Below are 25689 nucleotides of genomic sequence, written 5' to 3'. Positions count from 1 at the left end.
ATTTAGGCAGTATTGAAAGTCTAAAATTTATGAAACACATTGTCTACGCAACATTAGTGATAATCAACGAGACATCACATCAAGCTCTTTAATTGTTAACCCCAACGAGTATCAAAAGTAACACTGAAAGAGACTCCTGTATTACTCTGCCACAAGTTCTCTGACGGGATAAAAGTTAAGATAATATCTTCTCCAGTCTTTAGGTTTATCTCCAAACGCTCTTTATTTTTGTAGACCACGATGTTGGCAATATGTCTCTTCAGGTATTGGTGTAAACGCAGGCGTTCGAAGTTTTCATTAAGGCGTAGCGTTATCTCTTGTAAATCAACCTCATCATTTTCTACTGCCTTAGAACTTTGAAGCATCAATAGCTCATTCTTAACTATATCCATACGCTGCTCAGTTTTACGTATCGCTGCGCTAATGTACTTACTAGACCCATTTTCTTCTAAATCATTGATAAGGTTGTTTAGCTTCCTGTCTAGCTCAACAAGCTCACCCTCTAGCTGCATTTCTTTTTCGTGGTTATCTGCTTTGTTTGCAAATGTATGGAGAAGCTTTTGAAGAGCTATTAGAACAACCCACTGAACAGAATAATAACGATGACCTATATACTGACATCCAGCACCGTGTCTCGCTGTACTACAAACAAGGTAATAACCTCCTTTGTCTGAAGAGCCCTTGTTAACAAATTGCATCGAAGAACCACATTCACAAGAAACCATCCCTGATAGAATATTGCGTGTGTGACCTCTACGAATTGCTCCAGTCCCTCTAATTTTTCTACTTTGAGCCGCAGCCTTAGCTCTGAGCCATAAATCTTTTTCTATAATAGGAGGATAGTAGTTTTCAATGACTTCCCCTGTAGGAACTCTTTGACCAAGTTTGTCTGTAACATGTGGGATGTATTCGCCTAGAACAGCAGTATTATTGAGGAGCTTAGTCACATAAGAGAGGTGCCAGCGTTTAGCTCTTGAGCCTATAGGAGCAATCCCCTGCGAATTTAGCTTTCTTATTAAAGCAGACCGTCCATACCCATTTGCTGAAAGCTCAAAGATATAACGAACAACCACTGCTTTCTCATAGTTAATCTGTATTTTAGTTTTGTCTTCGTTGTATTCGAGCCATGCAGGTAGGTGAGTTCCCAGTGGCTTTAGATGAGCAACTGCTTGCTTTGCATGCCATACATCAGCTAGGCGTTTACTTTTCGCAGCCGATTCCTCATGTGCTCTGCTCATGATTACAAGTGAGATAATCAACTTTGTCATATCAAGTTGACCTCTTCTATATACCTGTTTATCCATGAGAGTTACGACGATGATACCAAGCTCGACAAGCTCCATGAGAAGGCGCATTGACTTTTCGACTGGTTGACGGCTCATACGGTCAAAGCTTTCTAGGAGTAACCAACTTCCTTCAGGAATAGTCCCTTCTTTAACCGCTTCTATAAACTGGGAAAGAGCCCCTTGTTCACTATTACGTCCTTTAAACCCACTAACACCCAAATCTTGAAAAGAAAGGCTCTGCAATTCTAGCCCGTTTTCCTCTGCGTACTTCCGAGCAGTTTCTAACTGTCTCTGTAAGCTACGACCTTCTATTTGCCCTTTAGTACTGAAACGAATGTAACTGTATGCTTTTGTCATTACTAAAAAACTAACTTATGTACTCCTAAAAATAACGTAGGTCTATTATACCCAAGATTCCTTTTCCTTGGCCCGCCAGGTACTGGAAAAACGATGTTGGCTTCGCGTTTGTGTGACTTATTACCGGAAATGAGTGACGAAGAAGCAATGGAAACCGCTTCGGTGGCATCGTTGACTCAGAGTGAAATTAATGAGCATAACTGGAAGTCGCGTCCGTTTCGTTCTCCGCATCATTCAAGTTCAATGGCGGCATTAGTCGGCGGTGGCTCGGTACCCAGACCAGGGGAGATCTCTTTAGCCCACAACGGGTTATTGTTTCTCGATGAAATGCCCGAATTTGATCGTAAAGTTCTGGACTCGTTACGCGAACCGCTCGAATCTGGCGAGATCATTATCTCTCGAGCGCAAGGTAAAACACGCTTTCCGGCTCGCTTCCAATTAGTTGGAGCCTTGAACCCAAGCCCGACAGGATATTACGAAGGCAATCAAGCGCGCACCAATCCACAAGCTATTTTGCGCTACCTTGGTCGATTATCTGGACCACTGTTAGATCGCTTTGATATGTCTTTAGAAATCCCAGCTTTGCCCAAAGGGACATTAGCAGAAGGTGGTGATCGCGGTGAGCCGACTGCTATCGTAAAAGCGCGTGTGAGCCATGCGCGTAACAATATGCTAAACCGCAGTGGTAAGGTCAATGCACTGCTAGGTAGTCGAGAAATTGAGGCGTTTTGTCCCTTGCATAAGAGTGATGCTGAGTTTCTTGAAACCGCTTTGCATCGTTTAGGGCTCTCGATTCGTGCGTATCATCGTATTATCAAAGTGGCGCGAACAATCGCCGATCTGGATGGGGCGGAGCAAATTGAACGAACGCACTTGGCTGAGGCACTTGGGTATCGAGCGATGGACCGTTTACTGAAACAGCTTACGGCGCAAGCGGTATAGACAGCAAAGTGTCATCGCAACAAGTGTTGTAAGCACCTTGTTGCGATGAAGGACGTTAGAAGGTGTAGTTGAGACCAAGCGACAATAGGTACTCTTTCTCCTCATAAAACGTGATATTCGAGTCAGTTTGGCTATAGCCGGCTAAAGAAATGAACGACCAGTCTTGCCAGTCAAATACGTTTTGATATTCGTAGGCCGCAAATAGGCTGATGGTGTCGTCATTTCGTGTTTTAGCAAAAGTTTGGTTAGCTGCTTGATAGTCTTTCCATGCATAACCCGCGGTGAGGGCCAATCGATGGCGGTTGATAAATTTAAACCAGCTGATGTCAAACCCGTACGAATCAAATGATTCCGCCTTACCGTCGGCATCTTGATTGATGTAGGTGAAAGCGGGTTGCAACATAGACGTTTGGTTGAGTGGAATGCGATAGTCGCCTTTGACATAGTAAAGGTTAGCATCGCGAGCAAGTGAGCGGTCTGTCACTTCCTCCTGCTCGATGTCTTTATCAGCATAAGCAAGATCAAGGTTGAAGTTCTTATCAATTAACCCTTTGATCTGAAAGCGATACGCATTGCCGTCAACATCCGTCTCTTTACGTGCGGTTCCTACTTGATAAGGGTTGCGCCAAGTTTCGCCTTTGAGTACCGTCGGCAGATAGGAAACATCGAGCACGGTGCCAGATTGTAGCTCGTGTTGATAGCCCAACTGAAAAGCGAGTGTACCTACCGCGACATCTGAGCGTGTGGTACCGGCGTAAACTTGGTGGTTGAGTCGGCTACCAAAGGTGTATGTCACACTCCCTAGCGGTGCAGCGATAACGGAACTGTCACTATCGGCACGCTTATCGAGAGAATCGATGGTGTTACTATTTTCTGTATTGAAATTGGATTCTGATGATATGAATCCGGCATTCAGCGAAATTTCACCGCCAAAACCTGCGGTTTCAGCGAGTTGAGCCTGAGCAGAACTGACGACAAAGGCCAAAGGCAAGAGAAGTAGCCTTGGTTTCATTCGTTATCTCCTTGTTGTCGAATGAGTGGTGCACATATTGGTTGCGGTAACAAATCTGACCATTTCCACGCATGTTCCAATGTGGCAAAGGCGCAGTATAATTACACGCTGTTTTATTCTTCACACATTATCACTGTTGTTTGACTATCATGTTGGCATATTTGTTATTTTTTTTTAACGCTTCTTTTGTGATTCTCAATTCTGCGGTTTGTTCACTCGCAATTTGTGTTATCGCTGTATTTAAAATATTGCTTCCTGGCGTAAAGCTAAAAGCACTAGCGACCGTTTGTGCCAATAAGGTGATGTGGTTATGGGCTACCGTTAATGCGTGCATTCTGGCGGTATCTAACCGTGTTGAGTGGGATGTTCAGGGCGGTGAAGCGCTTAAAAAAGACGGGTGGTATCTGCTGATCAGTAATCATCTCAGTTGGACAGATATTGTTGTGCTTTGCTGCGTGTTTAAAGACCGTATTCCCATGCCGAAGTTTTTCCTCAAGCAACAACTGCTGTATGTGCCTTTCATCGGGATGGCGTGTTGGGCGCTCGATATGCCATTTATGCGTCGCTATTCGCGAGAGTATCTGATCCGCAATCCTCATAAGCGAGGTCAAGATTTAGAGACGACACGTCGCTCGTGCGCTAAATTCAAACACACTCCAACCACAGTGGTTAACTATGTCGAAGGAACCCGATTTACCGAAGAAAAGCAGCGTAAGAGTAAAGCAAACTATCAATATTTGCTGCAACCAAAATCGGGCGGGATTGCGTACACGTTAGCGGCGATGGGGGAACAGTTCGAGAGCATTATCGACGTTACGTTGGCGTACCCAGAAAATACGCATAAACCATTCAAGGATTTATTGATGGGCCGCATGAGCAAGGTGGTTGTGCGTGTAAATGTGTTACCCGTTGATGAACGAGTGCTCGGTGATTACTTCAACGATAAGCCCTATAAGCGGCAATTTCAGCAATGGCTGAGTGATGTGTGGCAAGAAAAAGATCGGTTACTACAAGAGATTTACAAGTAAACAAAAGGGGAGCGACGTGCTCCCCTTTTGATTGATATCGATGTGCTTATTTTAGTGTCAGCAAGTAGTTCACCAGAGAGAAGTACTCATCCATCGTTTTGATGCTTTGTGCTTGAACTAGGTATTTGTTGTTAACGATAACCGCAGGAACGCCGGTTAGACCGCTGTTTTCAAATTGCTTGTCCATACGGCGAACCATTGAATCAACCGCGAAGCCTTTGAATGCAGAATCGAATTTTTTCGCATCTACACCTTCATCAAGGAAGATTTGACGAAGTTCTTCATCATTACGTGGTGCTTTCTTTAGATTGTGGATGCGGTTAAACATCACTGGCACCATTTTGTCTTCCACTTTTAGTGCAACCATCGTTGCGTAGGCTTTGCTCATTGATGGGCCCATGTTGCCACCCATGAAAGAAACGTGGTTTTTTAATAGCTTAGTACCTTCTGGCAACTGCTTTTTCAGTTGCTGGATAACCGGTTCAAAGCTATTACAGTGCGGGCAGTAGAAAGAGAAAAACTCCGTCACAAGAGGTTTTTTTGATGCCTCAAGATCCAATACTTTGTAATGTTCACCTTCTTTGAATTGCGCTGCATGTGCCGACAGGCTTAACATCAGCATAGAAAACAGTGCGAACAGTTTTTTCATCGAAATATCTCCATTTTTGAATTTTTGGCCTGACTTACCATTGAGGCATTAAAGACAGCGGTGCTTCTTCTAAAGCGGCGATCTGCTCTTTAAATGCAAGGACCTGACCTTCCCAGTATTTTGGCTCATTAAACCATGGAAAAGCGAGAGGAAATGCAGGGTCATGCCAACGTTTTGCTAGCCATGCCATATAGTGCACCATTCGTAGACCGCGAAGTGGCTCGATTAGTTTCAATTCTGCAGGATTAAAGTCGCAAAACTCTTGGTAAGCCTCTAAAACAATATCCAACTGCATCAGTTTGTCTTGGCGTTCACCGTTCAATAGCATCCATAAGTCTTGTACTGCAGGGCCGTTACGAGCGTCATCCAAATCAACAAACATAGGGCCATCTCGCCACAAAATATTGCCTGGGTGGCAATCGCCATGCAAACGAATCATATTGAAGCCTTCTTGCCAGTGGCTTTCAATTGATTTGATCAGCATATCCAAGTCATTGAAGAAGCTGTTCTCCAAGTGCATTGGAATCATATTGGCGTTTTGCAGAATCTCTCTTGGTTGATACAGGTATTCTTGTAAGCCGATCGTAGGGCGATGTTGGAAGGCTTGGCGGCTGCCGACTTTATGGATTCGGCTAAGGAAACGCCCTACACCTTCGAGCTGATCTAAATTGTCAACCTCGTATTGGCGACCACCCACGCTATCAAACAGCGCAAAAGCATAGCCTTGATAGTGATGCAGGGTTTCACCGTTGATGCGCACAGGTGGTGCGACGGGGATCTCATTGCCAATCAGCTCTAAAGTAAAGTCGTGCTCCTCTTGGATCTGTTCATTGCTCCAACGTTCAGGACGGTAAAACTTGACGACATAACGACGACGCTCTTCGTCAGTAAATTGATAAACACGGTTTTCGTAGCTATTGAGGGGAAGAAAGCCTGATTCTGCGCGAACGCCGATGCTTTCTAACGCGTACCACATAAAGTCTGGGGTAAGGGCGTCAAAGTTAAACATACTTTGGGACATATAAACAAAAAGGCTCATTACTGAGCCTTTTTCCATTAGTCATCGAAGTTATAGCTTCTTGATAAATCGGCTTTCCACTTCAATGGTGAATTCGTTGCTCTTATCGGTGAGTATAAACTGAATTGTCGTAATCGCAGAGTTTAGCTTGTCAGGATCGGCACCAAGACTCATTGGCAGGTTCAATACCTCACCTGGCTGGACCTGAATTGTCTGCTTACCATACCAGCTTACATCGGATAGCCCTTCAACATCCAACGAGTACTCTTGCACTTGCTGAGTTTTGTTGATCACCTTGAGGGTGTAGGTGTTTTCTACTTCTCCCGAGCTATTAACGCGGAACAGTTGGTTACGGTCGCGAATAACACTCATGCCGGCTGGGTCTACCGCTGCAATTTGGGCAAAGAAAAGACCGACCATGACGAGTAGTACGGCACCATAGCCTAGCAGTTTCGGACGCATGACTTTGGTACTCTTACCCGATAAGCGATGCTCGGTGGTGTAACTAATTAGGCCTTTCTCGTAGCCCATGCGATCCATGGTGTTGTCACACGCATCAATACAGGCGCCACAGTTGATACATTCATACTGCAAGCCGTCACGAATATCGATACCTGTTGGGCACACCTGCACACACAAATCACAATCAATACAATCACCCAAACCAAGCTGCTTTGGATCGGCTTTACGCGGACGTGGGCCACGTTTTTCCCCACGTTTTGCATCGTAGCCAACGATGAAGGTGTCTTTATCAAACATGGCAGACTGGAAGCGCGCGTAAGGACACATGTGAATACACATGATGGAACGCATCCAACCAGCATTACCATAAGTACAAATGGCAAAGAACATTACCCAAAAGACGGGCCAGAAGTTGGCGTTAAAGGTGAAAAAGTCGATAACCAATTGCTTCATTGGTACGAAGTAGCCAACAAAAGTAAAACCAGTGGCGAGTGCAATGGCAAACCAAGCTATATGTTTGACGGCTTTACGCATCGCTAAATTCGCCGTCAGCTTATTGGAGTCTTGTTTACGGCGTTTATTGGCACTACCTTCGAGCTTCTCTTCAAACCAGATATACATGAAGGTCCAGACGGTTTGTGGGCAGAGATAGCCACACCAAACCCGACCTAAGAAGGTGGTAATAAAGAACAACCCAAACGCCGCGATCACAAACAGCAAGGCGAGTAGGGTAAGATCTTGTGGGTACAGGGTGGTACCGAAAAAGTTGAACTGCTGGTTGCCAATATCAAGCAAGATCGCTTGACGTTCACCGTAAGGGATCCACGGTATCAAAGCGAAGAGAAGTAGTAAGAACCAACCACCGTAACGACGTAGTTTCTGGTAAGTCCCTTTGCTTTCGCGTACATAGATGCGATTACTTGGGTTAAACCGATCCCCGTTTCCTTTATGGGTTTTGGGATTATAGGTTTTAGGAGTCACATCTTTGATATCGATCTTGTCCTGACTCATGCACTCATCCTTCTTAGGCTTTTATAATGTACGGCGTCATTTCTATTGATGTCGCTCGATGACATTGCTGCTCGTTCCGTCATAAAGATGACCGAACATAATTATTTTAGTAAATACTGATGAACGGCGATTATACAATCAATAACAATTCCGTTTCTTTAACGCAGTCAATGTTTAACAACAAAAATCAGTACAGTTAACCTGATAATTGGCTGAACAGTTATAACCAATTGTGGGACTAAAAACTTTGGTTATAAAAAAGCGACTCACAGGGAGAGTCGCTTAAAGAATACTGGCTGTTGAGCTGGTTATTTGATGATGCCACGAGCGCGTAGGATCGCCGTTTTAAAATCGTCCTCTTGGTCTTTTTTGAGTCCAGGGATCATTTCATCTTTGCTGCTATTACGCATTTTAAGGTGGTAGATCAGTACATCGTCGGTCAGATCTTCTAGCTTTCCTTTATAGCCTGCTTCTTTTGCCAGCTTAACGATGAACTGCAAGAGGTTCAGCTCTTGATCTTTATGCCATTCAGGCTCTAGTAGCTCAAGCAGCTCTTCAATGCGATGACACTTCATTTCTTTCTCCACAGAATTTATAGGTGTAATTAGCAGTAAAGGTACCAAATTGCTTTGCTAAGACCAAATAGGAAAAACGATCTCTTTCACCGTGGTTTGTTCTAAGTCTTTGAAGTTTTATGAGTAGCGCGCAAAGAAAAAAGCGCAGCTGGCGCCGCGCTTTTGATTAAGCTGCTTTGATAACTTTGGCCGGAACACTCGACATCATTGCTGTCTTCTCAACCAATGTCATTGCTGGCGCAACTTGCTTTGCCTTTGGTGCAGTAGTAAAGCCACTGCGGCGGCGCATTGCACTAGTATTAGTGTGTGCGAACCTGACTGTTGTTGGGCGCATTAATTTACCTAACTGTCAGGCATATCCATTGCCGATGTAATGGCCTGAATCATTATGAGCTAGGCTCCAACAAGATTGAAGAATCACTCTTCTGGCTCTCGCCAATCCAGTTAATGAGTCAGGAATACCGATATGCATGCATATCAAGTGTAAGATTAGCATCCTTGTAATAATTGGTCGATAGTTGAGCAATTGAATTGTTTAGATTTTGTCATTTTGTCGCGATGTTCGAGGCAATTTTTGTTTGATCCCACGATCAGCAGTAGTAGTATGAGATCTCGATGAAGGAGGTGCCTATGTCATTTTTGAAGAAGACACTTGCCAGTTTTGGGATTGGGAGCGCGAAGGTCGACTCAATCTTAAACCAAGACGTGCTATACCCAGGTCAAAGTGTGGATGTGTCGATCCATGTATATGGTGGTGCGACTGAACAAGCGATCGACAACATTGATTTAAAACTCTGTTGCCGCTACATCGCAGAAGCCCCTGATGACCGTGGTGCGCGAGAAGGACACAGCATGCGCCGAGTACCTCAAACTCATGTGCTTGCTAAGTGGAGTCTCCCTTACGCATTTACCATCCATTCCGGCGAAGAGCGTACCTTCGATGTTAAGCTCGATGTGCCTTGGAACACGCCTATCACCATTGGTGATGCCAAAGTATGGTTAGAAACCGGCTTAGACGTTGCCGCTGCTTTGGATCCGACTGATAAAGACATCCTCACCGTTCGACCTGATCCACTGATGGATGCGGTACTATCTGCATTTGAAGCGCAAGGTTTACGAATTCGCCAGGTGGAATGCGAGGAAGTGAAAGGATTCGATCTACCATTTGTGCAAGAGTTTGAACTGGTGCCAACCGACGGACCTTACCACGGCGTGTGGCGCGAATTAGAATTTGTTGCCCACCGCAGTGAGCAAGAGCTCAAGTTGTGGTTTGAAGTTGACCGCACACGCAAGGGGCAAGGTGGCATGCTCGCGAGCTTACTGAGTAGTGGCAAACTCAAGCGAGAGCTGACCATTCCTGCCACGACTAAGCCAGATCAAGTTGGCGAACTGGTACTCAATTATCTCGATCAAACTACTGCCGTTCATGAGTCTTAATTTAAGCTTACACGTGTAAGCCTAATGTGCCATACTAGAGCAAATTTCAAACTCTAGTATAGGCGCATTGATGTCCGAGCTGCAGAAACCTCAATACAGTCAACGTGAAGAACTGGCCAATACCATCACCCACGGTATAGGGATGATTTTTGGTATTGTTGGCTTGATACTGCTGTTAGTTAAAGCCATAGACCATCAAGCTGACACTTTAACGCTTACCAGTATGGCGATTTATGGTGCGAGTATTATCGTGCTATTTTTGGCCTCGACGCTCTATCATGCGATCCCTCATCCCAAAGCGAAACGTTGGCTAAAAACCTTCGACCACTGTGCTATTTATCTTTTGATAGCAGGCAGCTATACCCCTTTCTTGTTAGTCAGCTTAAGAACACCTCTAGCATTTGGGTTGATGATCGTTATTTGGAGCATTGCGTTGATCGGCATCATCATGAAAGTTGCGTTCGTCTATCGATTTAAAAAGCTTTCTTTGATGACGTATTTGGTGATGGGATGGTTATCGTTGATTGTGATTTATCAGTTGGCGATCAACTTGGATGTCGGCGGACTTACACTGCTTGCTGCTGGTGGAGTTGTGTATTCACTGGGCGTGATTTTCTACGTTGCGAAGCGCATTCCCTTTAACCATGCGATTTGGCACGGCTTTGTTTTGGCTGGCTGCGTGTGCCATTTCTTTGCTATTTATTACTTTGTTGAGCCTATCTAGCCGATAGGCTCAACAAAGAATATTAAACACGTATTAGCGAGTTTTTACCTCTAGCACTTTGGCAGAAAACTGGTATTGCTGTGATTGCGGTACAGCCAATTTAATGCTCTTACCTTGCTCCGCTTGCTGAGGTCGCAGGTAGGTATCCGCCATGCGCTTGATGGATTGCCAAACAGTCACGTTTTCTTTTGCCAGTTGCTGACCAGACATATCAAACACTTGCACCTCAACTTCCACTTGAATGACAGATTGAGAGCTTTGGTTAGTGATTGATGTAGGTAAAACAAGCTCACCGCTTTGATAGCTTGCTGAACCAATCAATACATCCACACCTGAATCTGATAGCTGCATGGTTGGCTTTTTGGCGTTTACCACCACGGTCGTGCCAACGGTTTTCGTTATCACTGGGATTGTCGCAATCGCAGGAGCTGCGATTGTTTCAACTACGCTTGCTGTTGTTTGTGTCTCCGTCGCTTGCTGCGCCGTTTTTTTCATGACGTATTCCCAGGTAAAGTCATCGTTCAACTTCACTTCTCGACCATCGGCTAAAGTGATGACCTCGGCGGCGTATGTGGATGAGGCGGCAAGTAGGGTCGCCAGAGTAATCCATGTTTTCATTGTTATACCTTTTAATTAGAGTCTGCTTAGCGGCGCCAAAACGCAGGAAAGAACAGTACAAGAATAGTCAGAATTTCCAAGCGGCCCATTAACATCCCAAAGCTTAAGAGCCATTTGGCAGTATCGGGCAGAGGCGCGAAGTTGCCTGTCGGGCCAATCACACTGCCCATACCAGGGCCAACATTGGCAACGGCGGTGATTGAGCCAGAAATACTGGTCACAGGGTCGAGGCCAAGTGCACTTAAACAACCCGCGATAAAGATAATGGTGATAAAAAACATCAAGCCAAATGCCACCACTGAGCGAACAATATCATCATTCACCGGTCGCTGGTTATAACGCTGTACAAACACCCCTGAAGGGTGAATCAACTTCATCATTTGTTTGTTTAGCAGCGTCATCGCAATTTGGAAGCGGAAGATTTTGATCCCGCCAGACGTTGATCCTGAGCATGCTCCCGCCATCATTAAGAATGCGAAAAGAGTAGTGGGTAATGCGCCCCATGCGGTGAAGTCTTCTAAGCCAAAGCCAGTTGTGGTGACGACAGAGACAATATTAAACATCGACACTCGCAGGGCATCCAAAATGGTGTACCCATCTCGAATCACTAGCCAAGCTGAAATCACTAAGCTTGAGAATACGAACAGGTACGCAAATCCTCTAACTTGAGCGTCGTTAACCAACACATCAATATGGCGTTTACGTAATGCGGCGATAAAGAGCAAAAACGGCAAACCACCTAAGAACATAAAGGTAGTGGCCACCCAATGTGCGCCATTAGAGAAGTGGTTCATTGACCCATCAGATGTAGAGTATCCACCCGTCGATAGCGTAGTAAAGGCATGGTTGATTGCTTCGAACAGGTTCATGCCGGTGATCAAGTAGCCCAAAATACATAGGCCTGTTAGCATCAAATAAACCGCTACGATGTTTTTGGCGACCGTTTTCGCTCTTGGACTACTTTTATCCGACCAATCTGATGATTCGGTTTGGAATAGCTTCATACCACCGACATTCAGCATAGGTAGCACTGCTACCGCCATCACGATAAAACCAATGCCACCAAGCCACTGTAAAATAGAGCGCCACAACAATATGCTCGGCGCCATGTTGTCTAGGCCACTGAGCACCGTTGAGCCCGTCGTGGTGATACCCGACATCGTTTCGAAGTAGGCGTCGGTGAAGCTGATGTGGTTGATAAACACAAATGGCAAAGCGGCAAACGCACTCGCGATGGTCCAAACCAAACTGGTGATGAGGAACATATCGCGTACGCTGAGTTTGAACTTGGCGGTTCGACCTATCGTTAGGCAGATGAAGGCGGCAAGGTGCGTGATCACAACGGCTTGGGCGAAATCGAGGAATCCCCCCGTACCGGTAAAGAAAGCGACCAAAGTCGGCACGTACATAAACAGGGCCAGTTTGGATAAAACTAGCCCGATAACAAACAGTACGGGACGTAAGTTGACCATAGGAAAATCCTAGAGGAAGAATGGACTCGGCTGGAATAGCGCTTCGACGTCTGATACGTATTTTTTGTTGACCAGGAACATCACCACATGGTCATCCTGTTCGATGACCGTACGGTCGTGGGCAATAAGAACTTCTTCGCCACGAACGATAGCACCAATGGTGGTCCCAGGTGGAAGTTTTATATCTCCAATCGCACGTCCAACCACTTTAGATGTACTTTCATCACCGTGAGCGACGGCTTCAATCGCTTCCGCAGCGCCGCGGCGAAGTGAGGATACGTTTACGATATCAGCGCGACGAACGTGCGTTAGCAAGGCTGAAATAGTGGCTTGCTGAGGTGAGATTGCTACATCAATTACGCCGCCTTGTACCAGGTCTACATAAGCGCCACGTTGGATCAGCACCATCACTTTTTTAGCGCCCATGCGTTTTGCCAACATTGCAGACATGATGTTGGTTTCATCTTCGTTGGTCAGCGCGATGAAGACGTCGACTTGGTCGATGTTCTCTTCCGAGAGAAGCTCTTGGTCTGCCGCATCACCGCAGAACACGATGGTGTTTTCTAGTTGCTCAGAGAGCTTTTCTGCACGCTGGTAGTTACGCTCAATCAGCTTCACGCTGTAAGTTTGCTCTAGGCGTTTAGCCAAGCTTGCGCCGATGTTACCCCCGCCAACAATCATAATGCGGCGGTACGGTTTTTCTAGACGCTGAAGCTCACTCATCACTGAGCGAATATGATTACTTGCTGCAACGAAGAACACTTCATCGTCGGCTTCAATAATCGTGGTGCCTTGTGGGCGAATCGGGCGACCCTGGCGGAAAATAGCCGCCACACGGGTATCGATGTGCGGCATGTGCTCACGCAAAGCAGACAGCGCATTACCCACCAGCGGGCCACCATAGTAGGCTTTCACCGCCACTAGGCTGACTTTCTGTTCAGCAAAGCTCACCACTTGCAGCGCGCCTGGGTATTGGATCAGACGTTCGATGTAGCTCGTAACGAGTTCTTCTGGTGCGATAAGGTGATCAACAGGAATAGCGCCAGATTTAAACAGGGCTTCTTTTTCTGCCAAGTATTCTGGAGAGCGAATACGCGCAACGCGGTTTGGGGTATTGAATAGAGTGAACGCGACCTGACAGGCGGCCATGTTGGTTTCATCAGTGTTGGTTACTGCGACGAGCATATCGGCGTCTTGCGCGCCAGCTTCGTGTAGCACGTCTGGATGGCTCGCATGGCCATTGACCACACGTAGGTCGTATTTGTCCTGCAATTCACGCAGTCGGTCGGCATTATTGTCGACGATGGTGATGTCGTTGTTTTCACCCACTAGGTTTTCTGCCAGTGTGCCGCCAACCTGACCTGCACCAAGAATAATGATCTTCATACTCTTTTCTCGTATCTGAAAAAGGCGATTGAAATCACTTCAATCGCCCTATTTAGCATGCTGTTACGCGTGTGTTTTAGTTAGTACTGCGTAGTAGAAACCATCCATATCTTCTTCGCCTGGTAGAATTTGACGACCAGGCTGGTCGGGATCAGAATCCAGCAGTTGCGCATCCGCGGTACGTGCTAAAAACGCTTTTACTTGCTCCACGTTTTCTTGCGGTGTGATTGAACAAGTCGCGTAAACCATGGTGCCGCCGGGCTTCAGTTGCGTCCACATGGCATCAAAAATTTCACTTTGCAGCTCTGCTAATGCGGCGATGTCGTCTGCACGACGTAGCCATTTGATGTCTGGGTGACGACGAATCACGCCAGTCGCAGAACATGGGGCATCCAGCAAAATGCGATCAAATTGCTCGCCTTGCCACCATTCTTGTGGATTACGCGCATCACCGCAAACCACTTTTGCCTGAAGGTTGAGACGCTTCAGGTTTTCATGCACACGTTTCAAGCGTGTGTCGTCGCAGTCAATCGCGACCACTTCACTGCCCGACGTGCGCTCTAGAATGTGCGCCGTCTTGCCACCTGGCGCAGCACAGCAATCTAAAATCCGTTCGCCGTCTTGTGGTTTTAGATAGTTGATCGAGAGCTGTGCTGCCGCATCTTGTACCGAAACCCAACCTTTATCAAAACCAGGTAGCTTCATCACGTCACATGGTGCGGCCAATTTTATGGCGTCCATTGCTTCTGTGTGTGGCGTGCTATCAATGTTTTCATTTTTGAGCAGCGCAAGGTATTCATCACGAGTGTGGTGTTGGTGATTTACACGGAGCCACATTGGTGCTTTTTGGTTGTTCGCTTCAACTATGCTTTCCCATTGCTGTGGGTAGGCCTCTTGCAGCAGTTTTAGTAACCAGCTTGGGTGACCGTACTTGCCAGCGTTGTTGCTGACGGCCATTTGGTCGAGTTCTTCTTGGTTGCGCTGGTAGTTACGCAATACAGCGTTAATCAAACCACGCAGACGAGGACCCTTCAGCTCTTTAGTGCCTTCAACTGTTTCACCGACAGCTGCGTGCGCAGGAATACGCATGAAGCTCAGTTGGTAAATACCAACCAGAATTAGGTGATGGAATACACGTTGTTTGCCTTTGAGCGGCTTATCCATCAACTGGTTTGCGATCATTTCTAGGCGAGGTAGGTAACGTAGCGCACCGTAACAAATCTCTTGTAGCAGAGCATGGTCACGAGGTCGTACCGTTTGTTGAGCCGCTGGAAGAGCGCTTGAAAGTGAGTGGCCCTTGTCGACGACAAGATACAGGACGTTAGCAGCCGCAGCGCGAACATTCATGATGAGTACCTTAAAGTAAAGGAGGGCATCTCTGCCCTCTAAAAGTTCGTATAATTGGGGATAATAACCCCTAGTATGGCTTAAACCAGCAGAGTGCCAACTTCAAACCAAGCCGCACGCGAATTCAGAATATCCTGAACTGACATGGCTTTTTTGCCAGGAACTTGCAGTTGCTCTAGCACCAGTACGCCGTCGCCTGTCGCAACATAAATACCGGTTTTATCTGCTTGCACGATGGTGCCGGCTGGCTTGTCACTGGTTTGCTCTGCCACACGGCTTTGCCATACTTTGATGCTGTTTTCTGCCGCCTCAAAGTGGCTCATTGGCCATGGGTTAAATGCACGAACGCAGCGCTCAATGTGCGCCGCATCGTCGTTCCAGTTGATGCGTGCTTCTTCTTTGCTGAGTTTTTTCGCATAGTTCGCTAGCTCATCGTCTTGCTTCACTGGCACTGCTTTACCCGCAGCAATGTCTGCTAGGCAGTCAATCAGGGCTTCTGGACCAAGCTCAGCCAATTTTTCGTACATTGAAGCGCTGGTATCTGTCGCTTCGATTGGCAGAGTTGCAATCTTCAGCATATCACCAGTGTCGAGACCGATGTCCATCTGCATGATGGTCACGCCAGTTTCTGCATCGCCCGCCCAAATAGAGCGTTGGATTGGAGCCGCACCACGCCAACGAGGTAGGATAGAACCATGTACGTTGATACAACCCAGTTTAGGGGTATCAAGAACCGCTTGTGGCAGCAGCATACCGTACGCCACGACAACCATGAGGTCGGCGTTCAGATCGGCAAGTTCTTGTTTCGCTTCGTCGGACTTAAAGCTTTCAGGTTGGTAAACCGGGATATTGTGTTCTAGCGCCAGTTGTTTTACCGGTGGCGCAGCCAATTTTTTGCCACGACCCGCTGGACGATCTGGGTTTGTGTAAACCGCGATGACTTCATGCTCCGAAGACAACAACGCCGCCAAGTGACGGGCGGCGAAATCCGGAGTACCTGCAAAGACAATACGTAAAGACTGACTCAAGGTAGACTTCCTTCTAATTGGGATGGTTCGAGATTAAGCGTTTTGCTGCTTCTCGTTAAAGCGTTTGATTTTTGCTAGCTTGTCCTGAATGCGTTTGCGTTTCAGTGGTGATAGGTAATCCACGAATAGCTTACCTTGTAGGTGATCAAGCTCGTGTTGAACACAAATCGCTAGCAGGTCGTCGGCTTCAAAGGTGAACTCTTTGCCATCACGATCCAGTGCTTTAACGGTAACTTCTGCAGCGCGAGGCACAAGTGCGCGTGCACCTGGTACCGACAGACAGCCTTCTTCGATGCCATCTTCGCCACGCTTTTCCAGAATCTCAGGGTTGATTAGCACCATCGGCTCATCGCGAGTTTCTGAAATATCAATCACTACGATACGTTTGTGAATATCAACCTGCGTTGCAGCAAGGCCAATACCTTCTTCGTCGTACATGGTTTCAATCATGTCATCGACGATTTTTTGAATCTCAGGTGTCACCGCTTCAACAGGCTTTGCGACTGTGCGCAGGCGATCATCCGGGAATGTTAATACTTGTAATACAGACATATTCACTCGAAATATTGAACTGTGCCGAAACAGCACAAACCTTGTTGGCTCAATTCTAGACATTTTATAGCCTAAATGACAGCATCCTTGCACCAATTTCCATTCTGGTTCCTGCTTAATAGACCAAGGACGAGGGTCATGAATCGAATTTTCCGCAACGTTGCCAGTGTTACGTTGCCGTTACTTTTCTCTTTCAACGCTGTAGCAAATGTGGATGCGAACCCACTGACAGTTAAAGATGATGCGCCACAAACGTATGTAGTCGTGAAGGGCGATACGCTATGGGATATTTCGGCCATGTACTTGGATAGCCCGTGGTTGTGGCCTCGTTTATGGCAAGTAAACCCGGAAATCGACAACCCTCATTTAATTTATCCTGGAGACAAGCTGTCTTTGGTGTGGATTAACGGTCAGCCCGTGTTGAGCCTAAAACCGGTTAAGAAGCTGAGCCCGAAAGCTCGCATCACAGAAAAGAAAGCCGTACCAACGGTCGCGGAAGGTTTGGTGATGCCTTACCTCAAATCGGATCGGTTGCTAGATAAAGATTCGTTGAACAGAGCAGCAAAAGTGATGGGTAGCAGCAAAGGCAGTAAGTATCTGACTGCAGAAGATGTGCTGTATATCAATGGCAATCAGACCGCGACAGGTTGGGCTATTTACCGACCAGTAGCTACCTTTTCGCGTGACGATGTGTCCGAAGAGATTACCGCGCTGCGTTTGATTGCCAAAGGCGAGCTCGTTGAAGCTTCGAGTGATTATTCAGGTTTGAAGCTTACATCGCAAATGCAAGAAATCCTACGTAACGATATCGCGTTGCCAAATCAATCGGTTGAGAATACTGACTTCACGACTACGTTCTATCCGCTGCCGTCGCCACAAGGCAGTTCTGCAAAGTTGCTAGGTAATATCGAAGGTATTCGCTTTAGTTCAACTAACCAAGTCGTGGTGATTGATAAAGGCACGTCAGACAATCTCAAGCAAGGCAGTGTGTTTGATTTAAAAGAAGACGCGCACCCAGTTTACAAAGACGGCGATGAGTTCAAGAAAGAGTTTGGCGTGCTTGATAAGAAAATCACTTTGCCTCAAAGCAAAGTTGGTGAGTTGCTGGTCATTCGTCCTTATGAGTACTTTAGCTTGGCACTGATCACTAACAGTACGAAACCCATTAACCAAGATATTTCGGTGGTGTCACCGTTGGCGGACGAATTAACCATCGATGAATCGACGAAATAACGATGATCTCGCTGCCTGGTTAAAACTGAGTTGTTTACCAGGCATTGGCGGCGTCAAAATGAATAAGCTACTGGCAAGAGACACGCCACGTAACATCGTAAACTTCTCTCCTGAACAGCTACAACAACTTGGGTTAACAACTAAGCAAATTCAAGCTTGGGCTTCAACAGATAAAGAAGTCGATGCTTGTTTAAGCTGGCTTGAGGCTTCTACAAACCATCATATCCTGACACTGACTGACCCGCGTTATCCACCTCAACTCAAACAAATCGTTGCACCGCCACCTCTACTTTTTGTTCAAGGAAACCCTACTTGTCTTTCTCAGCCACAAATCGCGATGGTTGGCAGTCGAAATGCGAGTATTGATGGATTACAGCATGCACGTCAGTTTGCTGCAGAGTTTGTTCAGCACGATTTTATTGTCACCAGTGGTCTCGCTTTAGGCATTGATGGTCATGCGCATGATGGTGCGTTGCAAGCGGGTGGTAAGACGATTGCGGTGCTAGGATCTGGCTTAGAAAATATTTATCCGGCACGTCATCGTGGTTTAGCGCAACGTGTTATTGAACATGGGGCTTTGGTGTCTGAGTTTCGGCCTAATGCCAAGCCGCGCCCAGAAAACTTCCCGCGTCGTAATCGTATTATTAGTGGATTATCGCTTGGTGTACTGGTCGTCGAGGCGGCGAAAAAGAGCGGCTCGTTAATTACAGCTCGTTACGCGCTTGAGCAAGGTCGAGAAGTATTTGCGCTGCCAGCGTCAATCAATGCCCCCAATGCCTGCGGTGGAAACCAGTTGATACGTCATGGCGCTTGCCTCGTAGAAAAGACGAAAGATGTCTTAGATGAAATACAGTCCTTGCTTGATTGGTCTATTAATCAGAGTACCGATTTATTTTCTACGTTAAATGATGAAGAAGAATTGCCATTTCCTCAGCTGTTAGCTAACGTAGGAAGTGAAGCTACACCGGTTGATATTCTTGCAAACAGGACCAATATACCTGTCCAAGAAGTCATGATGCAGCTCTTAGAGTTAGAACTCTCTGGGCATGTCGTTGCGGTTTCAGGTGGCTATATTCGAAAGGGGAGGGGCTAGCTATGATGATGGATATACTGATGTATCTATTCGAAACCTACATCCATAGCGATGCAGAGTTACAGGTCGAACAAGACGAGTTGGAAGAAGAGTTGCTTCGTGCTGGCTTCCAACAAAAAGATATCTACAAAGCCCTTGTCTGGTTAGAAGAGCTTGCCGCATTGCAGCAAAGTGACACCTCTTCTGCAATCTCGACTTGCATGGCTTCGTCATCAACTCGTATCTACACAGCGAAAGAGATGCAGCGTTTAGATTTGGAATGCCGAGGATTTCTATTGTTTCTCGAGCAAATCAATGTGTTAACCACAGAAACTCGCGAAATGGTGATTGACCGAGTGATGGGATTAGAAACGAGTGAGTTTGAGCTTGAAGACCTCAAATGGATCATTCTGATGGTGCTGTTTAATGTGCCTGGCAACGAAAACGCTTACACGCTAATGGAAGAGCTGTTGTACACCAAGGAACAAGGGATTCTTCACTAACCATCTGGGCAAGTTCGAGTTTAGCCAGAATAAACGCGAGCTTGTCTTCTTGTGTGTTTTTCACGAAACGGTAAGTATGAGTAGTAAAATCGACAACACCCTTTTCTCTGCCCATGAACACGCTTTGGAGCACGAGCCGTGTCCAAAATGTGGTGGTGAGCTGACTCTCAAGCACGGAAAACATGGCCCATTTCTCGGCTGTAACCATTACCCAAGCTGTGATTACATTAAACCGCTACACAGCAATGATGGTCACATCGTGAAAGAGTTGGGTGTGCCTTGTCCTGAGTGTGGCAATGAGTTGGTTCTCCGCCAAGGGCGCTACGGTATGTTCGTTGGTTGTAGCCATTACCCGGCTTGTCATCATATTGAGTCGATTAATCAACCAGAGCCAGAGGCGCAGTCACAAGAGCAACACGCTTGCCCTGAATGTGGCAAAGGACATTTGGTTGAGCGTAAAACCCGATTTGGCAAAACCTTCTACGCGTGTGATAACTACCCTAAATGCAAATTTGCTGTGAACCTTGCTCCGGTCAAGGGGCGATGCGAAGAATGTGGTTTTACTTTGTTGGTGGAGAAGAAACTCGCCAGTGGTGTGAAATTGCAATGTGCCAACCGTAAGTGCCAGCACACCCAACAAGGGTAAATACATCAAAGGAATTAAAAAGGGTCGCATCGTGCGACCCTTTTTTTATTTTTTTGCTGCCAAACGTTAGTGTTGAGGCTGTTTAGCGAACGCTTGCACGGCTGGGAAAGCTATTGGGTCTAAGATGTCTGCCAGAGCGCACAGCCTACGGTGCAATTCTCCTGGGTAGTCGCCACACACGTTGATGTGTCCCATCTTGCGACCTGCACGTTTCTCTTTGCCATACCAATGAAGGTGGCAACCATCCATTGATAACAATGCTTCTGGTAGTGTGTCTTCACCAAGAATATTGATCATTGAGGTTTCACGAACTAATTTCGTACTGCCTAATGGTAAGCCGCACACTGCGCGCAGATGGTTTTCAAACTGACACGTTTCTGCACCTTGCTGTGTCCAGTGACCAGAGTTGTGCACGCGTGGAGCAATCTCATTCACTAAAAGTGCCCCATCGACATCAAAGAACTCAAGCGCTAATACGCCAACGTAATCTAGGCTATCTGCGACTGACGTGAACATTTGCTTTGCTTGTTCCTGTAACCCTGGCGCATCAATCGCAGTAGAAAGACTCAATACACCGTTGGTGTGGACGTTCTCTGCCAGAGGGTACACTTCCACACTGCCATCTTTGCTTCGAGCACCAACCAGTGATACTTCGCGGTTAAAAGGAACAAACTCTTCAGCAACAATCGCTTGAGTTGGTGTTGCCGCGATGCACTCCGACATCTCAGTCCAAATGTCGTCGACTTGAGAAGCTTCTTTTAAGCGCCATTGGCCTTTACCATCGTAACCACCTAATGCACTTTTCAGAACCATTGGCATACCAACGTGTTCAATTGCGCGGTCAAAGTCTTCACGAGTTTCAATGACGTAGTATTTCGCGTTGCGCACGCCGGCATCATCAAGCAGTGCTTTTTCAATACGGCGATCACCACCTGCTTTGATGGCTTGCGTACTTGGTAGGAACTTGCCGCTCGCTTCGCAAACCTTGAGCACGTCATGTGGAATATGCTCGAACTCGGCAGTAATCACATCAACTTGCGTAATCGCATTTTCCAAGCCATGGCCAAGTACCTGTTGAGTTAAAGGGTGAACGACATCACCGCTGCTGACATCGTAAGCTGAAATTTGAATATTCAGTGGCGCACCAGCCAGAGACATCATACGAGCCAACTGACCCGCACCAAGAACCAGTACATGCATCTGATTAATCCTCTGCAGGGTTTGGATTTGCGAGAACTGTTTCCGTTTGCTCATTACGGAATGCTTCTACCTTCGCCATGATGTTTTCATCATGAGTGCCTAGGATTTGCGCAGCTAGGATACCGGCGTTTGCTGCGCCCGCTTCGCCAATCGCCAATGTACCAACCGCAATTCCCTTTGGCATCTGTACAATAGAAAGCAGTGAATCCATACCTTTCAGTGCACGAGACTGAACGGGAACCCCAAGCACTGGCAAACTAGTAAACGCCGCCGCCATACCTGGTAGGTGGGCTGCACCACCTGCGCCTGCGATGATAACTTTGATGCCGCGTTCTTTTGCGCCACTGGCGTAGTCAGCCAGTAATTGAGGAGTTCGGTGTGCTGACACGACTTTTGTTTCGTAAGGCACGCCAAATTGATCTAGCATGTCCGCTGCTAGTTTCATGGTTGGCCAATCGGATTTAGAACCCATGATGATACCGACTTTCATCTCAAACTCCTTTAAGCTGCAAAAATTAGGTGAGCTATAAATTTGTGCGCATTATACGGGGATTTTTATCTCAAGCAAACGTTTGCGTCTTGTTGTTGGCGCTATTGATACATTTTATAAAAAAATTGCTTTAGTGTCTGAGAATGAATATTTGTACACTTAGTGAAAACAACACAGTCAAACAAATAGGAAGTAATCGGTGGATAACTTTGAACAAGTGCTCAACGCACTCAAGCAAGGCGAAGTGATTGCCTATCCAACAGAAGGGGTTTTTGGTGTCGGATGTGATCCAGATAACCCAGAAGCAATTCAAAAGCTATTAGAGCTCAAGCAGCGTCCGGTAGAAAAAGGGCTGATTCTCATCGCGGCAAGTTATGATCAGCTCTTGCCTTATATTGATGAATCTCAGTTGACTGAAGAACAATTACAGACTGTTCATGCCACTTGGCCAGGCCCATACACTTGGATCATGCCAGCTAGCGATAAAGTATCCAACTGGGTTTCAGGGCAGTTTGATTCAATTGCGGTTCGTGTGACTGATCATCCTTTGGTGCAAAAAATGTGTAATGCATTCGGAAAGCCGTTAACCTCTACCAGCGCGAATCTTTCCGGCTTACCACCGTGTATGACCACGGAAGAAGTCGAAGAGCAGTTGGGTGATAAGCTGGTCGCCATTCTTCGTGGCGAGACCAGCGGTCGTGATAAACCCAGCGAGATTCGTGACGCCAAAACTTCACAAATATTAAGACAGGGTTAACCCTGCTAGCCAGCCATCATTAGGTTTCACGTAATAGGTAATAACGTATGTCAGCGATCGATAAGCACGCCGTAAAGCAGTTCTTGATGTCACTTCAGGACTCCATTTGTCAGCAGTTAGAACAAGAAGATGGAAAGGCCGTCTTTGTCGAAGATGCATGGCAACGTGAAAAAGGAGAGCGTCTGGGTGGCGGTGGTCGCTCACGTGTTTTGCGTGATGGCCTTGTTTTCGAGCAGGGAGGCGTAAACTTCTCTCATGTGGAAGGGAAAGAAATGCCAGCATCAGCGACAGCGCATCGCCCAGAGCTAGCGGGTCGTCGTTTTGAAGCCATGGGTGTTTCTTTGGTTATTCACCCTAAAAACCCTTATGTACCGACTTCACACGCCAATGTCCGCTTCTTTATTGCAGAAAAAGATGGCGAAGACCCAATTTGGTGGTTTGGTGGTGGTTTTGACCTAACGCCGTTCTATCCATTTGAAGAAGATTGCCAATCATGGCACGACACTGCAAAACTGCTTTGTGCGCCATTTGGTGACGATGTTTACCAAGAGCATAAGGCATGGTGTGACAAATATTTCTTCCTACCACATCGTAATGAAACTCGCGGTGTTGGCGGTTTGTTCTTTGATGATCTAAACCAGTGGGAATTTGATAAGTGTTTTGCTTACATCAAAGCAGTCGGTGAAGGCTATTGCCAGGCTTACTTGCCGATCGTTTCTCGTCGTAAAGAGATCGAGTATGGTGAGCGTGAGCGTGAATTCCAACTATATCGTCGCGGCCGGTACGTAGAGTTCAACTTAGTGTATGACCGTGGTACCTTATTTGGTTTACAAAGTGGTGGGCGTACTGAGTCGATTCTGATGTCAATGCCGCCGCTCGCTCGCTGGGAGTACTGCTACGAGCCAGAAGCGGGATCGCCAGAAGCTGAACTTTACGAGCGATACCTAACGCCACGAGAGTGGTAAGCACGGAATCTCCTTTTCTATATAGATAGATAGTGATAGGGTCATCTGTAATCAGGTGGCCCTGTTTTCTCTATATCTAAATAAGGAACAAAGGTAAGGAAATGACCCAGCAAATCGATCGCTATGCCGTGTTTGGTAATCCTATCGGACACAGTAAGTCGCCATTCATTCACACCTTGTTTGCTCGTCAAACTAATCAATCTTTGGTGTACACCGCAGAAAGTGCACCTGTTGATGGTTTTATTGACGCGGCGAAGGTGTTTTTTGCTGAAGGTGGCAAGGGGTGTAACATCACTATGCCATTTAAAGAAGATGCTTATCAATTTGCTAGTCGATTGACAGAACGGGCTCAGTTAGCAGGCGCGGTAAATACCCTCAAGAAGTTAGACGATGGTGAAATCATCGGTGACAACACTGATGGTGCAGGTTTAGTGCAAGATCTGCTTCAGCATCAGGTTGTATTGGAAGGTGCGCGAATCCTAATTATTGGCGCTGGTGGTGCAGCTCGTGGTGTTATTAAGCCACTACTCGATCAAAAGCCGACCTCTTTAACCATTACCAACCGTACCTTTAGTAAAGCACAGGAGCTCGCAGAGCTGTTTGTCTCTCACGGTCCTATCCTCGCCAAAGAGATGGCAAGTATTGATGAAGAGTATGATGTCATCATTAACTCCACATCCGCTTCTCTTAGTGGTGAACTACCGACTATTTCATCCTCCATCTTTGCCGCTAACAGTACAAGCTATGACATGATTTATGGCAAAGGGGTGACGAGCTTTAACTTATGGGCAAAAGAGAATGGTGCCGCTCATGCGTATGACGGTCTTGGAATGTTAGTTGGGCAGGCTGCGGAAAGCTTTATGCTCTGGCGTGGCTTACGTCCTGGTGCCAAACAAATTCTCAGAGAACTAAGAAAGAACCTTGAAGGTCAATAAGCGATGAATCAATCCATCTTATTCCCAGATATTCAATCATGGGATGAAGTATCACAATCGGTAAACTTTTCGGCGCAACAATCAGGCGCACTAATAGAGTGCTTTGTGACGAAACAAAAGTTAGAAAAGCTCAGTGGTTCACTGATTGAAACTGAGCAAGCGGCAATTAAAGTGTTTACTGATTACCGATTCGACCTAGAAGAAATGGCTGAAGAGCTAATAGAAGATGAAGCCTTCAACGAAGAAGGCTATATCATCATCGGTTAACAGGGCTTTAGTTCAAGTCTTTTACTTCATTTAAGTAGTCGTTTTTGTTCTGCACATAGTTGTTGGCAGACTTTTGCAAGAAAGCTCGTTCTTTTTCTGATAGAGGGCGAGCTTGTTTTACTGGGCTTCCAACATATAAGTAGCCACTTTCTAATACTTTCCCAGGTGGCACTAAACTGCCTGCTCCGATCATCACCTCTGACTCAATTACAACAGCATCTAAAACAATAGCTCCCATACCAACCAAAACACGATCGTGGATCTCACAACCGTGCAGCATCACTTTGTGGCCAATCGTAACGTCATTGCCAATAATCAATGGGTAGCCGTTTGGGTTTTCGGCGTTCTTATGGGTGACATGCAAAACACTGCCATCTTGAATATTCGTTCGATCACCAATGTGAATGTGGTTTACATCGCCTCGCGCTGCTACCAATGGCCAAATGCTAGAATCATCGCCAATTCGGATATCACCGACTAAAACAGAGGTTGGGTCAACGTAAACACGCTCACCAAGTTCAGGCTTTATACCTTTGTAGCTTCTCATTGAGCTCATCTTTTTTCCTTATTCAGGGCGATTACAGGGTGTATGGAGGTAGAATAGTAGTGAAAACTCGCCTTTTAGAATAAAAAACACCCAAACGATAAAAAAATCAAAAAAAACGAGAAAAAGGGCTTGCCAATGTGATCGCAATCTCTATAATGCCACCTCGCTGA

The 25689-nt window shown here is 46.4% G+C and carries 27 protein-coding genes and 1 pseudogene; 12 read left to right on the top strand and 16 right to left on the bottom strand.

Going from position 1 to position 25689, the window contains the following annotated elements:
- Window positions 1-95: 95 nt before the first annotated feature.
- On the bottom strand, window positions 96-1643 hold the full coding sequence (locus R7M92_RS19665; RefSeq protein WP_025635015.1) for a recombinase family protein: 1548 nt from the start codon (window positions 1641-1643) through the stop codon (window positions 96-98).
- A gap of 60 nt (window positions 1644-1703) precedes the next feature.
- Between R7M92_RS19665 and R7M92_RS19660 the strand changes: the two are divergent.
- Window positions 1704-2585, top strand: a pseudogene (locus R7M92_RS19660) (YifB family Mg chelatase-like AAA ATPase); the annotation flags it as partial.
- Between the two features lie 55 nt (window positions 2586-2640).
- Here R7M92_RS19660 and R7M92_RS19655 read toward each other — a convergent pair.
- Window positions 2641-3597: a DUF2860 domain-containing protein gene (locus R7M92_RS19655; RefSeq protein WP_318134062.1), complete on the bottom strand. Its 957-nt coding sequence runs from the start codon at window positions 3595-3597 to the stop codon at window positions 2641-2643.
- A gap of 149 nt (window positions 3598-3746) precedes the next feature.
- On the opposite strand from R7M92_RS19655, the gene R7M92_RS19650 reads away from it, so the two are divergent.
- The gene (locus R7M92_RS19650; protein WP_086047109.1) at window positions 3747-4625 is read left to right on the top strand and encodes an acyltransferase; all 879 of its coding nucleotides are present in this window, start codon (window positions 3747-3749) and stop codon (window positions 4623-4625) included.
- Between the two features lie 46 nt (window positions 4626-4671).
- Here R7M92_RS19650 and R7M92_RS19645 read toward each other — a convergent pair whose 3' ends face one another.
- From R7M92_RS19645 to R7M92_RS19625, 5 genes are all read right to left on the bottom strand, one after another.
- The gene (locus R7M92_RS19645) at window positions 4672-5274 is read right to left on the bottom strand and encodes a thiol:disulfide interchange protein DsbA/DsbL (protein ID WP_005379036.1); all 603 of its coding nucleotides are present in this window, start codon (window positions 5272-5274) and stop codon (window positions 4672-4674) included.
- 34 nt (window positions 5275-5308) lie between these two features.
- Window positions 5309-6295, bottom strand: coding sequence for a serine/threonine protein kinase (locus tag R7M92_RS19640; protein WP_318134091.1), 987 nt, complete (start codon window positions 6293-6295; stop codon window positions 5309-5311).
- A 48-nt stretch (window positions 6296-6343) separates the two neighbouring features.
- The gene (gene ccoG / locus R7M92_RS19635; RefSeq protein ID WP_005379038.1) at window positions 6344-7765 is read right to left on the bottom strand and encodes a cytochrome c oxidase accessory protein CcoG; all 1422 of its coding nucleotides are present in this window, start codon (window positions 7763-7765) and stop codon (window positions 6344-6346) included.
- Window positions 7766-8073: 308 nt separating this feature from the next.
- Complete coding sequence (locus R7M92_RS19630; RefSeq protein WP_005379040.1) at window positions 8074-8340, bottom strand: YihD family protein; 267 nt, start codon at window positions 8338-8340, stop codon at window positions 8074-8076.
- Between the two features lie 166 nt (window positions 8341-8506).
- Complete coding sequence (locus R7M92_RS19625) at window positions 8507-8674, bottom strand: hypothetical protein (protein WP_005379043.1); 168 nt, start codon at window positions 8672-8674, stop codon at window positions 8507-8509.
- 296 nt (window positions 8675-8970) lie between these two features.
- Here R7M92_RS19625 and R7M92_RS19620 point away from each other — a divergent pair, with 296 nt between their 5' ends.
- Together R7M92_RS19620 and trhA are read left to right on the top strand one after the other, a co-directional pair.
- The gene (locus tag R7M92_RS19620; RefSeq protein WP_025768919.1) at window positions 8971-9777 is read left to right on the top strand and encodes a sporulation protein; all 807 of its coding nucleotides are present in this window, start codon (window positions 8971-8973) and stop codon (window positions 9775-9777) included.
- A gap of 70 nt (window positions 9778-9847) precedes the next feature.
- A complete protein-coding gene (gene trhA / locus R7M92_RS19615; RefSeq protein WP_025768918.1) occupies window positions 9848-10501 on the top strand; it encodes a PAQR family membrane homeostasis protein TrhA in 654 nt (217 codons plus the stop codon).
- Window positions 10502-10534: 33 nt separating this feature from the next.
- Here the strand turns inward: trhA and R7M92_RS19610 are convergent, their stop codons facing one another.
- From R7M92_RS19610 to def, 6 genes are all read right to left on the bottom strand, one after another.
- The gene (locus R7M92_RS19610) at window positions 10535-11119 is read right to left on the bottom strand and encodes a DUF3157 family protein (protein WP_017821574.1); all 585 of its coding nucleotides are present in this window, start codon (window positions 11117-11119) and stop codon (window positions 10535-10537) included.
- A 26-nt stretch (window positions 11120-11145) separates the two neighbouring features.
- Window positions 11146-12591, bottom strand: coding sequence for a TrkH family potassium uptake protein (locus tag R7M92_RS19605; protein WP_318134060.1), 1446 nt, complete (start codon window positions 12589-12591; stop codon window positions 11146-11148).
- 9 nt (window positions 12592-12600) lie between these two features.
- Window positions 12601-13977, bottom strand: coding sequence for a Trk system potassium transporter TrkA (gene trkA, locus R7M92_RS19600; RefSeq protein ID WP_005379062.1), 1377 nt, complete (start codon window positions 13975-13977; stop codon window positions 12601-12603).
- Window positions 13978-14040: 63 nt separating this feature from the next.
- Entirely contained in the window at window positions 14041-15324 is a 1284-nt protein-coding gene (gene rsmB / locus R7M92_RS19595) for a 16S rRNA (cytosine(967)-C(5))-methyltransferase RsmB (RefSeq protein ID WP_158159522.1), read from the bottom strand.
- An 80-nt stretch (window positions 15325-15404) separates the two neighbouring features.
- A complete protein-coding gene (gene fmt / locus R7M92_RS19590; RefSeq protein WP_053308102.1) occupies window positions 15405-16352 on the bottom strand; it encodes a methionyl-tRNA formyltransferase in 948 nt (315 codons plus the stop codon).
- Between the two features lie 33 nt (window positions 16353-16385).
- Window positions 16386-16904, bottom strand: coding sequence for a peptide deformylase (def, locus tag R7M92_RS19585; protein ID WP_005379068.1), 519 nt, complete (start codon window positions 16902-16904; stop codon window positions 16386-16388).
- 138 nt (window positions 16905-17042) lie between these two features.
- Between def and R7M92_RS19580 the strand changes: the two genes are divergently transcribed.
- The 4 genes from R7M92_RS19580 to R7M92_RS19565 all read left to right on the top strand — a co-directional run bounded on the left by R7M92_RS19580 (window position 17043) and on the right by R7M92_RS19565 (window position 20358).
- Complete coding sequence (locus R7M92_RS19580; RefSeq protein WP_017821578.1) at window positions 17043-18137, top strand: LysM peptidoglycan-binding domain-containing protein; 1095 nt, start codon at window positions 17043-17045, stop codon at window positions 18135-18137.
- On the top strand, window positions 18121-19230 hold the full coding sequence (gene dprA, locus R7M92_RS19575) for a DNA-processing protein DprA (protein ID WP_053350676.1): 1110 nt from the start codon (window positions 18121-18123) through the stop codon (window positions 19228-19230). Before R7M92_RS19580 ends, dprA begins: the two co-directional genes overlap by 17 nt.
- Window positions 19231-19232: 2 nt before the next feature.
- Window positions 19233-19712 carry a DUF494 family protein gene (locus tag R7M92_RS19570; protein ID WP_005379074.1) on the top strand — a complete coding sequence of 160 codons (480 nt, stop codon included), beginning with the start codon at window positions 19233-19235 and terminating at the stop codon, window positions 19710-19712.
- A gap of 76 nt (window positions 19713-19788) precedes the next feature.
- Window positions 19789-20358: a type I DNA topoisomerase gene (locus R7M92_RS19565; protein ID WP_017821580.1), complete on the top strand. Its 570-nt coding sequence runs from the start codon at window positions 19789-19791 to the stop codon at window positions 20356-20358.
- A gap of 66 nt (window positions 20359-20424) precedes the next feature.
- Here the strand turns inward: R7M92_RS19565 and R7M92_RS19560 are convergent, their stop codons facing one another.
- A complete protein-coding gene (locus R7M92_RS19560; protein ID WP_318134058.1) occupies window positions 20425-21558 on the bottom strand; it encodes a 5-(carboxyamino)imidazole ribonucleotide synthase in 1134 nt (377 codons plus the stop codon).
- 4 nt (window positions 21559-21562) lie between these two features.
- Window positions 21563-22048, bottom strand: a complete 486-nt coding sequence (gene purE, locus R7M92_RS19555; RefSeq protein WP_005379082.1) for a 5-(carboxyamino)imidazole ribonucleotide mutase — start codon at window positions 22046-22048, stop codon at window positions 21563-21565.
- A gap of 199 nt (window positions 22049-22247) precedes the next feature.
- On the opposite strand from purE, the gene R7M92_RS19550 reads away from it, so the two are divergent.
- The 4 genes from R7M92_RS19550 to R7M92_RS19535 all read left to right on the top strand — a co-directional run bounded on the left by R7M92_RS19550 (window position 22248) and on the right by R7M92_RS19535 (window position 24972).
- Window positions 22248-22805 (top strand): L-threonylcarbamoyladenylate synthase, encoded by a 558-nt coding sequence (locus tag R7M92_RS19550; RefSeq protein WP_005379084.1) that lies wholly within the window; start codon window positions 22248-22250, stop codon window positions 22803-22805.
- A 47-nt stretch (window positions 22806-22852) separates the two neighbouring features.
- Window positions 22853-23770, top strand: a complete 918-nt coding sequence (gene hemF, locus R7M92_RS19545) for an oxygen-dependent coproporphyrinogen oxidase (protein ID WP_065274969.1) — start codon at window positions 22853-22855, stop codon at window positions 23768-23770.
- A gap of 101 nt (window positions 23771-23871) precedes the next feature.
- Window positions 23872-24705, top strand: a complete 834-nt coding sequence (aroE, locus tag R7M92_RS19540) for a shikimate dehydrogenase (protein WP_017821584.1) — start codon at window positions 23872-23874, stop codon at window positions 24703-24705.
- Window positions 24706-24708: 3 nt separating this feature from the next.
- Window positions 24709-24972, top strand: coding sequence for a DUF1488 domain-containing protein (locus R7M92_RS19535; RefSeq protein ID WP_064376867.1), 264 nt, complete (start codon window positions 24709-24711; stop codon window positions 24970-24972).
- Window positions 24973-24979: 7 nt separating this feature from the next.
- On the opposite strand, the gene R7M92_RS19530 is transcribed toward R7M92_RS19535, so the two are convergent.
- A complete protein-coding gene (locus R7M92_RS19530) occupies window positions 24980-25528 on the bottom strand; it encodes a gamma carbonic anhydrase family protein (protein ID WP_005379096.1) in 549 nt (182 codons plus the stop codon).
- Window positions 25529-25689: the final 161 nt, after the last annotated feature.

It is taken from the genome of Vibrio sp. Vb2880, from assembly GCF_033337975.1.
GTDB lineage: Bacteria > Pseudomonadota > Gammaproteobacteria > Enterobacterales > Vibrionaceae > Vibrio > Vibrio alginolyticus.
Note: the sequence above shows the minus strand (reverse complement) of the source record. Positions and strands in the feature narration are given on the sequence as shown.

Coding starts and splice junctions, on each gene's coding strand:
- R7M92_RS19665 (WP_025635015.1), bottom strand. CDS start 1,643: ATGACAAAAGCATACAGTTACATTCGTTTCAGTACTAAAGGGCAAATA.
- R7M92_RS19655 (WP_318134062.1), bottom strand. CDS start 3,597: ATGAAACCAAGGCTACTTCTCTTGCCTTTGGCCTTTGTCGTCAGTTCT.
- R7M92_RS19650 (WP_086047109.1), top strand. CDS start 3,747: ATGTTGGCATATTTGTTATTTTTTTTTAACGCTTCTTTTGTGATTCTC.
- R7M92_RS19645 (WP_005379036.1), bottom strand. CDS start 5,274: ATGAAAAAACTGTTCGCACTGTTTTCTATGCTGATGTTAAGCCTGTCG.
- R7M92_RS19640 (WP_318134091.1), bottom strand. CDS start 6,295: ATGTCCCAAAGTATGTTTAACTTTGACGCCCTTACCCCAGACTTTATG.
- ccoG (WP_005379038.1), bottom strand. CDS start 7,765: ATGAGTCAGGACAAGATCGATATCAAAGATGTGACTCCTAAAACCTAT.
- R7M92_RS19630 (WP_005379040.1), bottom strand. CDS start 8,340: ATGAAGTGTCATCGCATTGAAGAGCTGCTTGAGCTACTAGAGCCTGAA.
- R7M92_RS19625 (WP_005379043.1), bottom strand. CDS start 8,674: ATGCGCCCAACAACAGTCAGGTTCGCACACACTAATACTAGTGCAATG.
- R7M92_RS19620 (WP_025768919.1), top strand. CDS start 8,971: ATGTCATTTTTGAAGAAGACACTTGCCAGTTTTGGGATTGGGAGCGCG.
- trhA (WP_025768918.1), top strand. CDS start 9,848: ATGTCCGAGCTGCAGAAACCTCAATACAGTCAACGTGAAGAACTGGCC.
- R7M92_RS19610 (WP_017821574.1), bottom strand. CDS start 11,119: ATGAAAACATGGATTACTCTGGCGACCCTACTTGCCGCCTCATCCACA.
- R7M92_RS19605 (WP_318134060.1), bottom strand. CDS start 12,591: ATGGTCAACTTACGTCCCGTACTGTTTGTTATCGGGCTAGTTTTATCC.
- trkA (WP_005379062.1), bottom strand. CDS start 13,977: ATGAAGATCATTATTCTTGGTGCAGGTCAGGTTGGCGGCACACTGGCA.
- rsmB (WP_158159522.1), bottom strand. CDS start 15,324: ATGAATGTTCGCGCTGCGGCTGCTAACGTCCTGTATCTTGTCGTCGAC.
- def (WP_005379068.1), bottom strand. CDS start 16,904: ATGTCTGTATTACAAGTATTAACATTCCCGGATGATCGCCTGCGCACA.
- R7M92_RS19580 (WP_017821578.1), top strand. CDS start 17,043: ATGAATCGAATTTTCCGCAACGTTGCCAGTGTTACGTTGCCGTTACTT.
- dprA (WP_053350676.1), top strand. CDS start 18,121: ATGAATCGACGAAATAACGATGATCTCGCTGCCTGGTTAAAACTGAGT.
- R7M92_RS19570 (WP_005379074.1), top strand. CDS start 19,233: ATGATGATGGATATACTGATGTATCTATTCGAAACCTACATCCATAGC.
- R7M92_RS19565 (WP_017821580.1), top strand. CDS start 19,789: ATGAGTAGTAAAATCGACAACACCCTTTTCTCTGCCCATGAACACGCT.
- R7M92_RS19560 (WP_318134058.1), bottom strand. CDS start 21,558: ATGCATGTACTGGTTCTTGGTGCGGGTCAGTTGGCTCGTATGATGTCT.
- purE (WP_005379082.1), bottom strand. CDS start 22,048: ATGAAAGTCGGTATCATCATGGGTTCTAAATCCGATTGGCCAACCATG.
- hemF (WP_065274969.1), top strand. CDS start 22,853: ATGTCAGCGATCGATAAGCACGCCGTAAAGCAGTTCTTGATGTCACTT.
- aroE (WP_017821584.1), top strand. CDS start 23,872: ATGACCCAGCAAATCGATCGCTATGCCGTGTTTGGTAATCCTATCGGA.
- R7M92_RS19535 (WP_064376867.1), top strand. CDS start 24,709: ATGAATCAATCCATCTTATTCCCAGATATTCAATCATGGGATGAAGTA.
- R7M92_RS19530 (WP_005379096.1), bottom strand. CDS start 25,528: ATGAGCTCAATGAGAAGCTACAAAGGTATAAAGCCTGAACTTGGTGAG.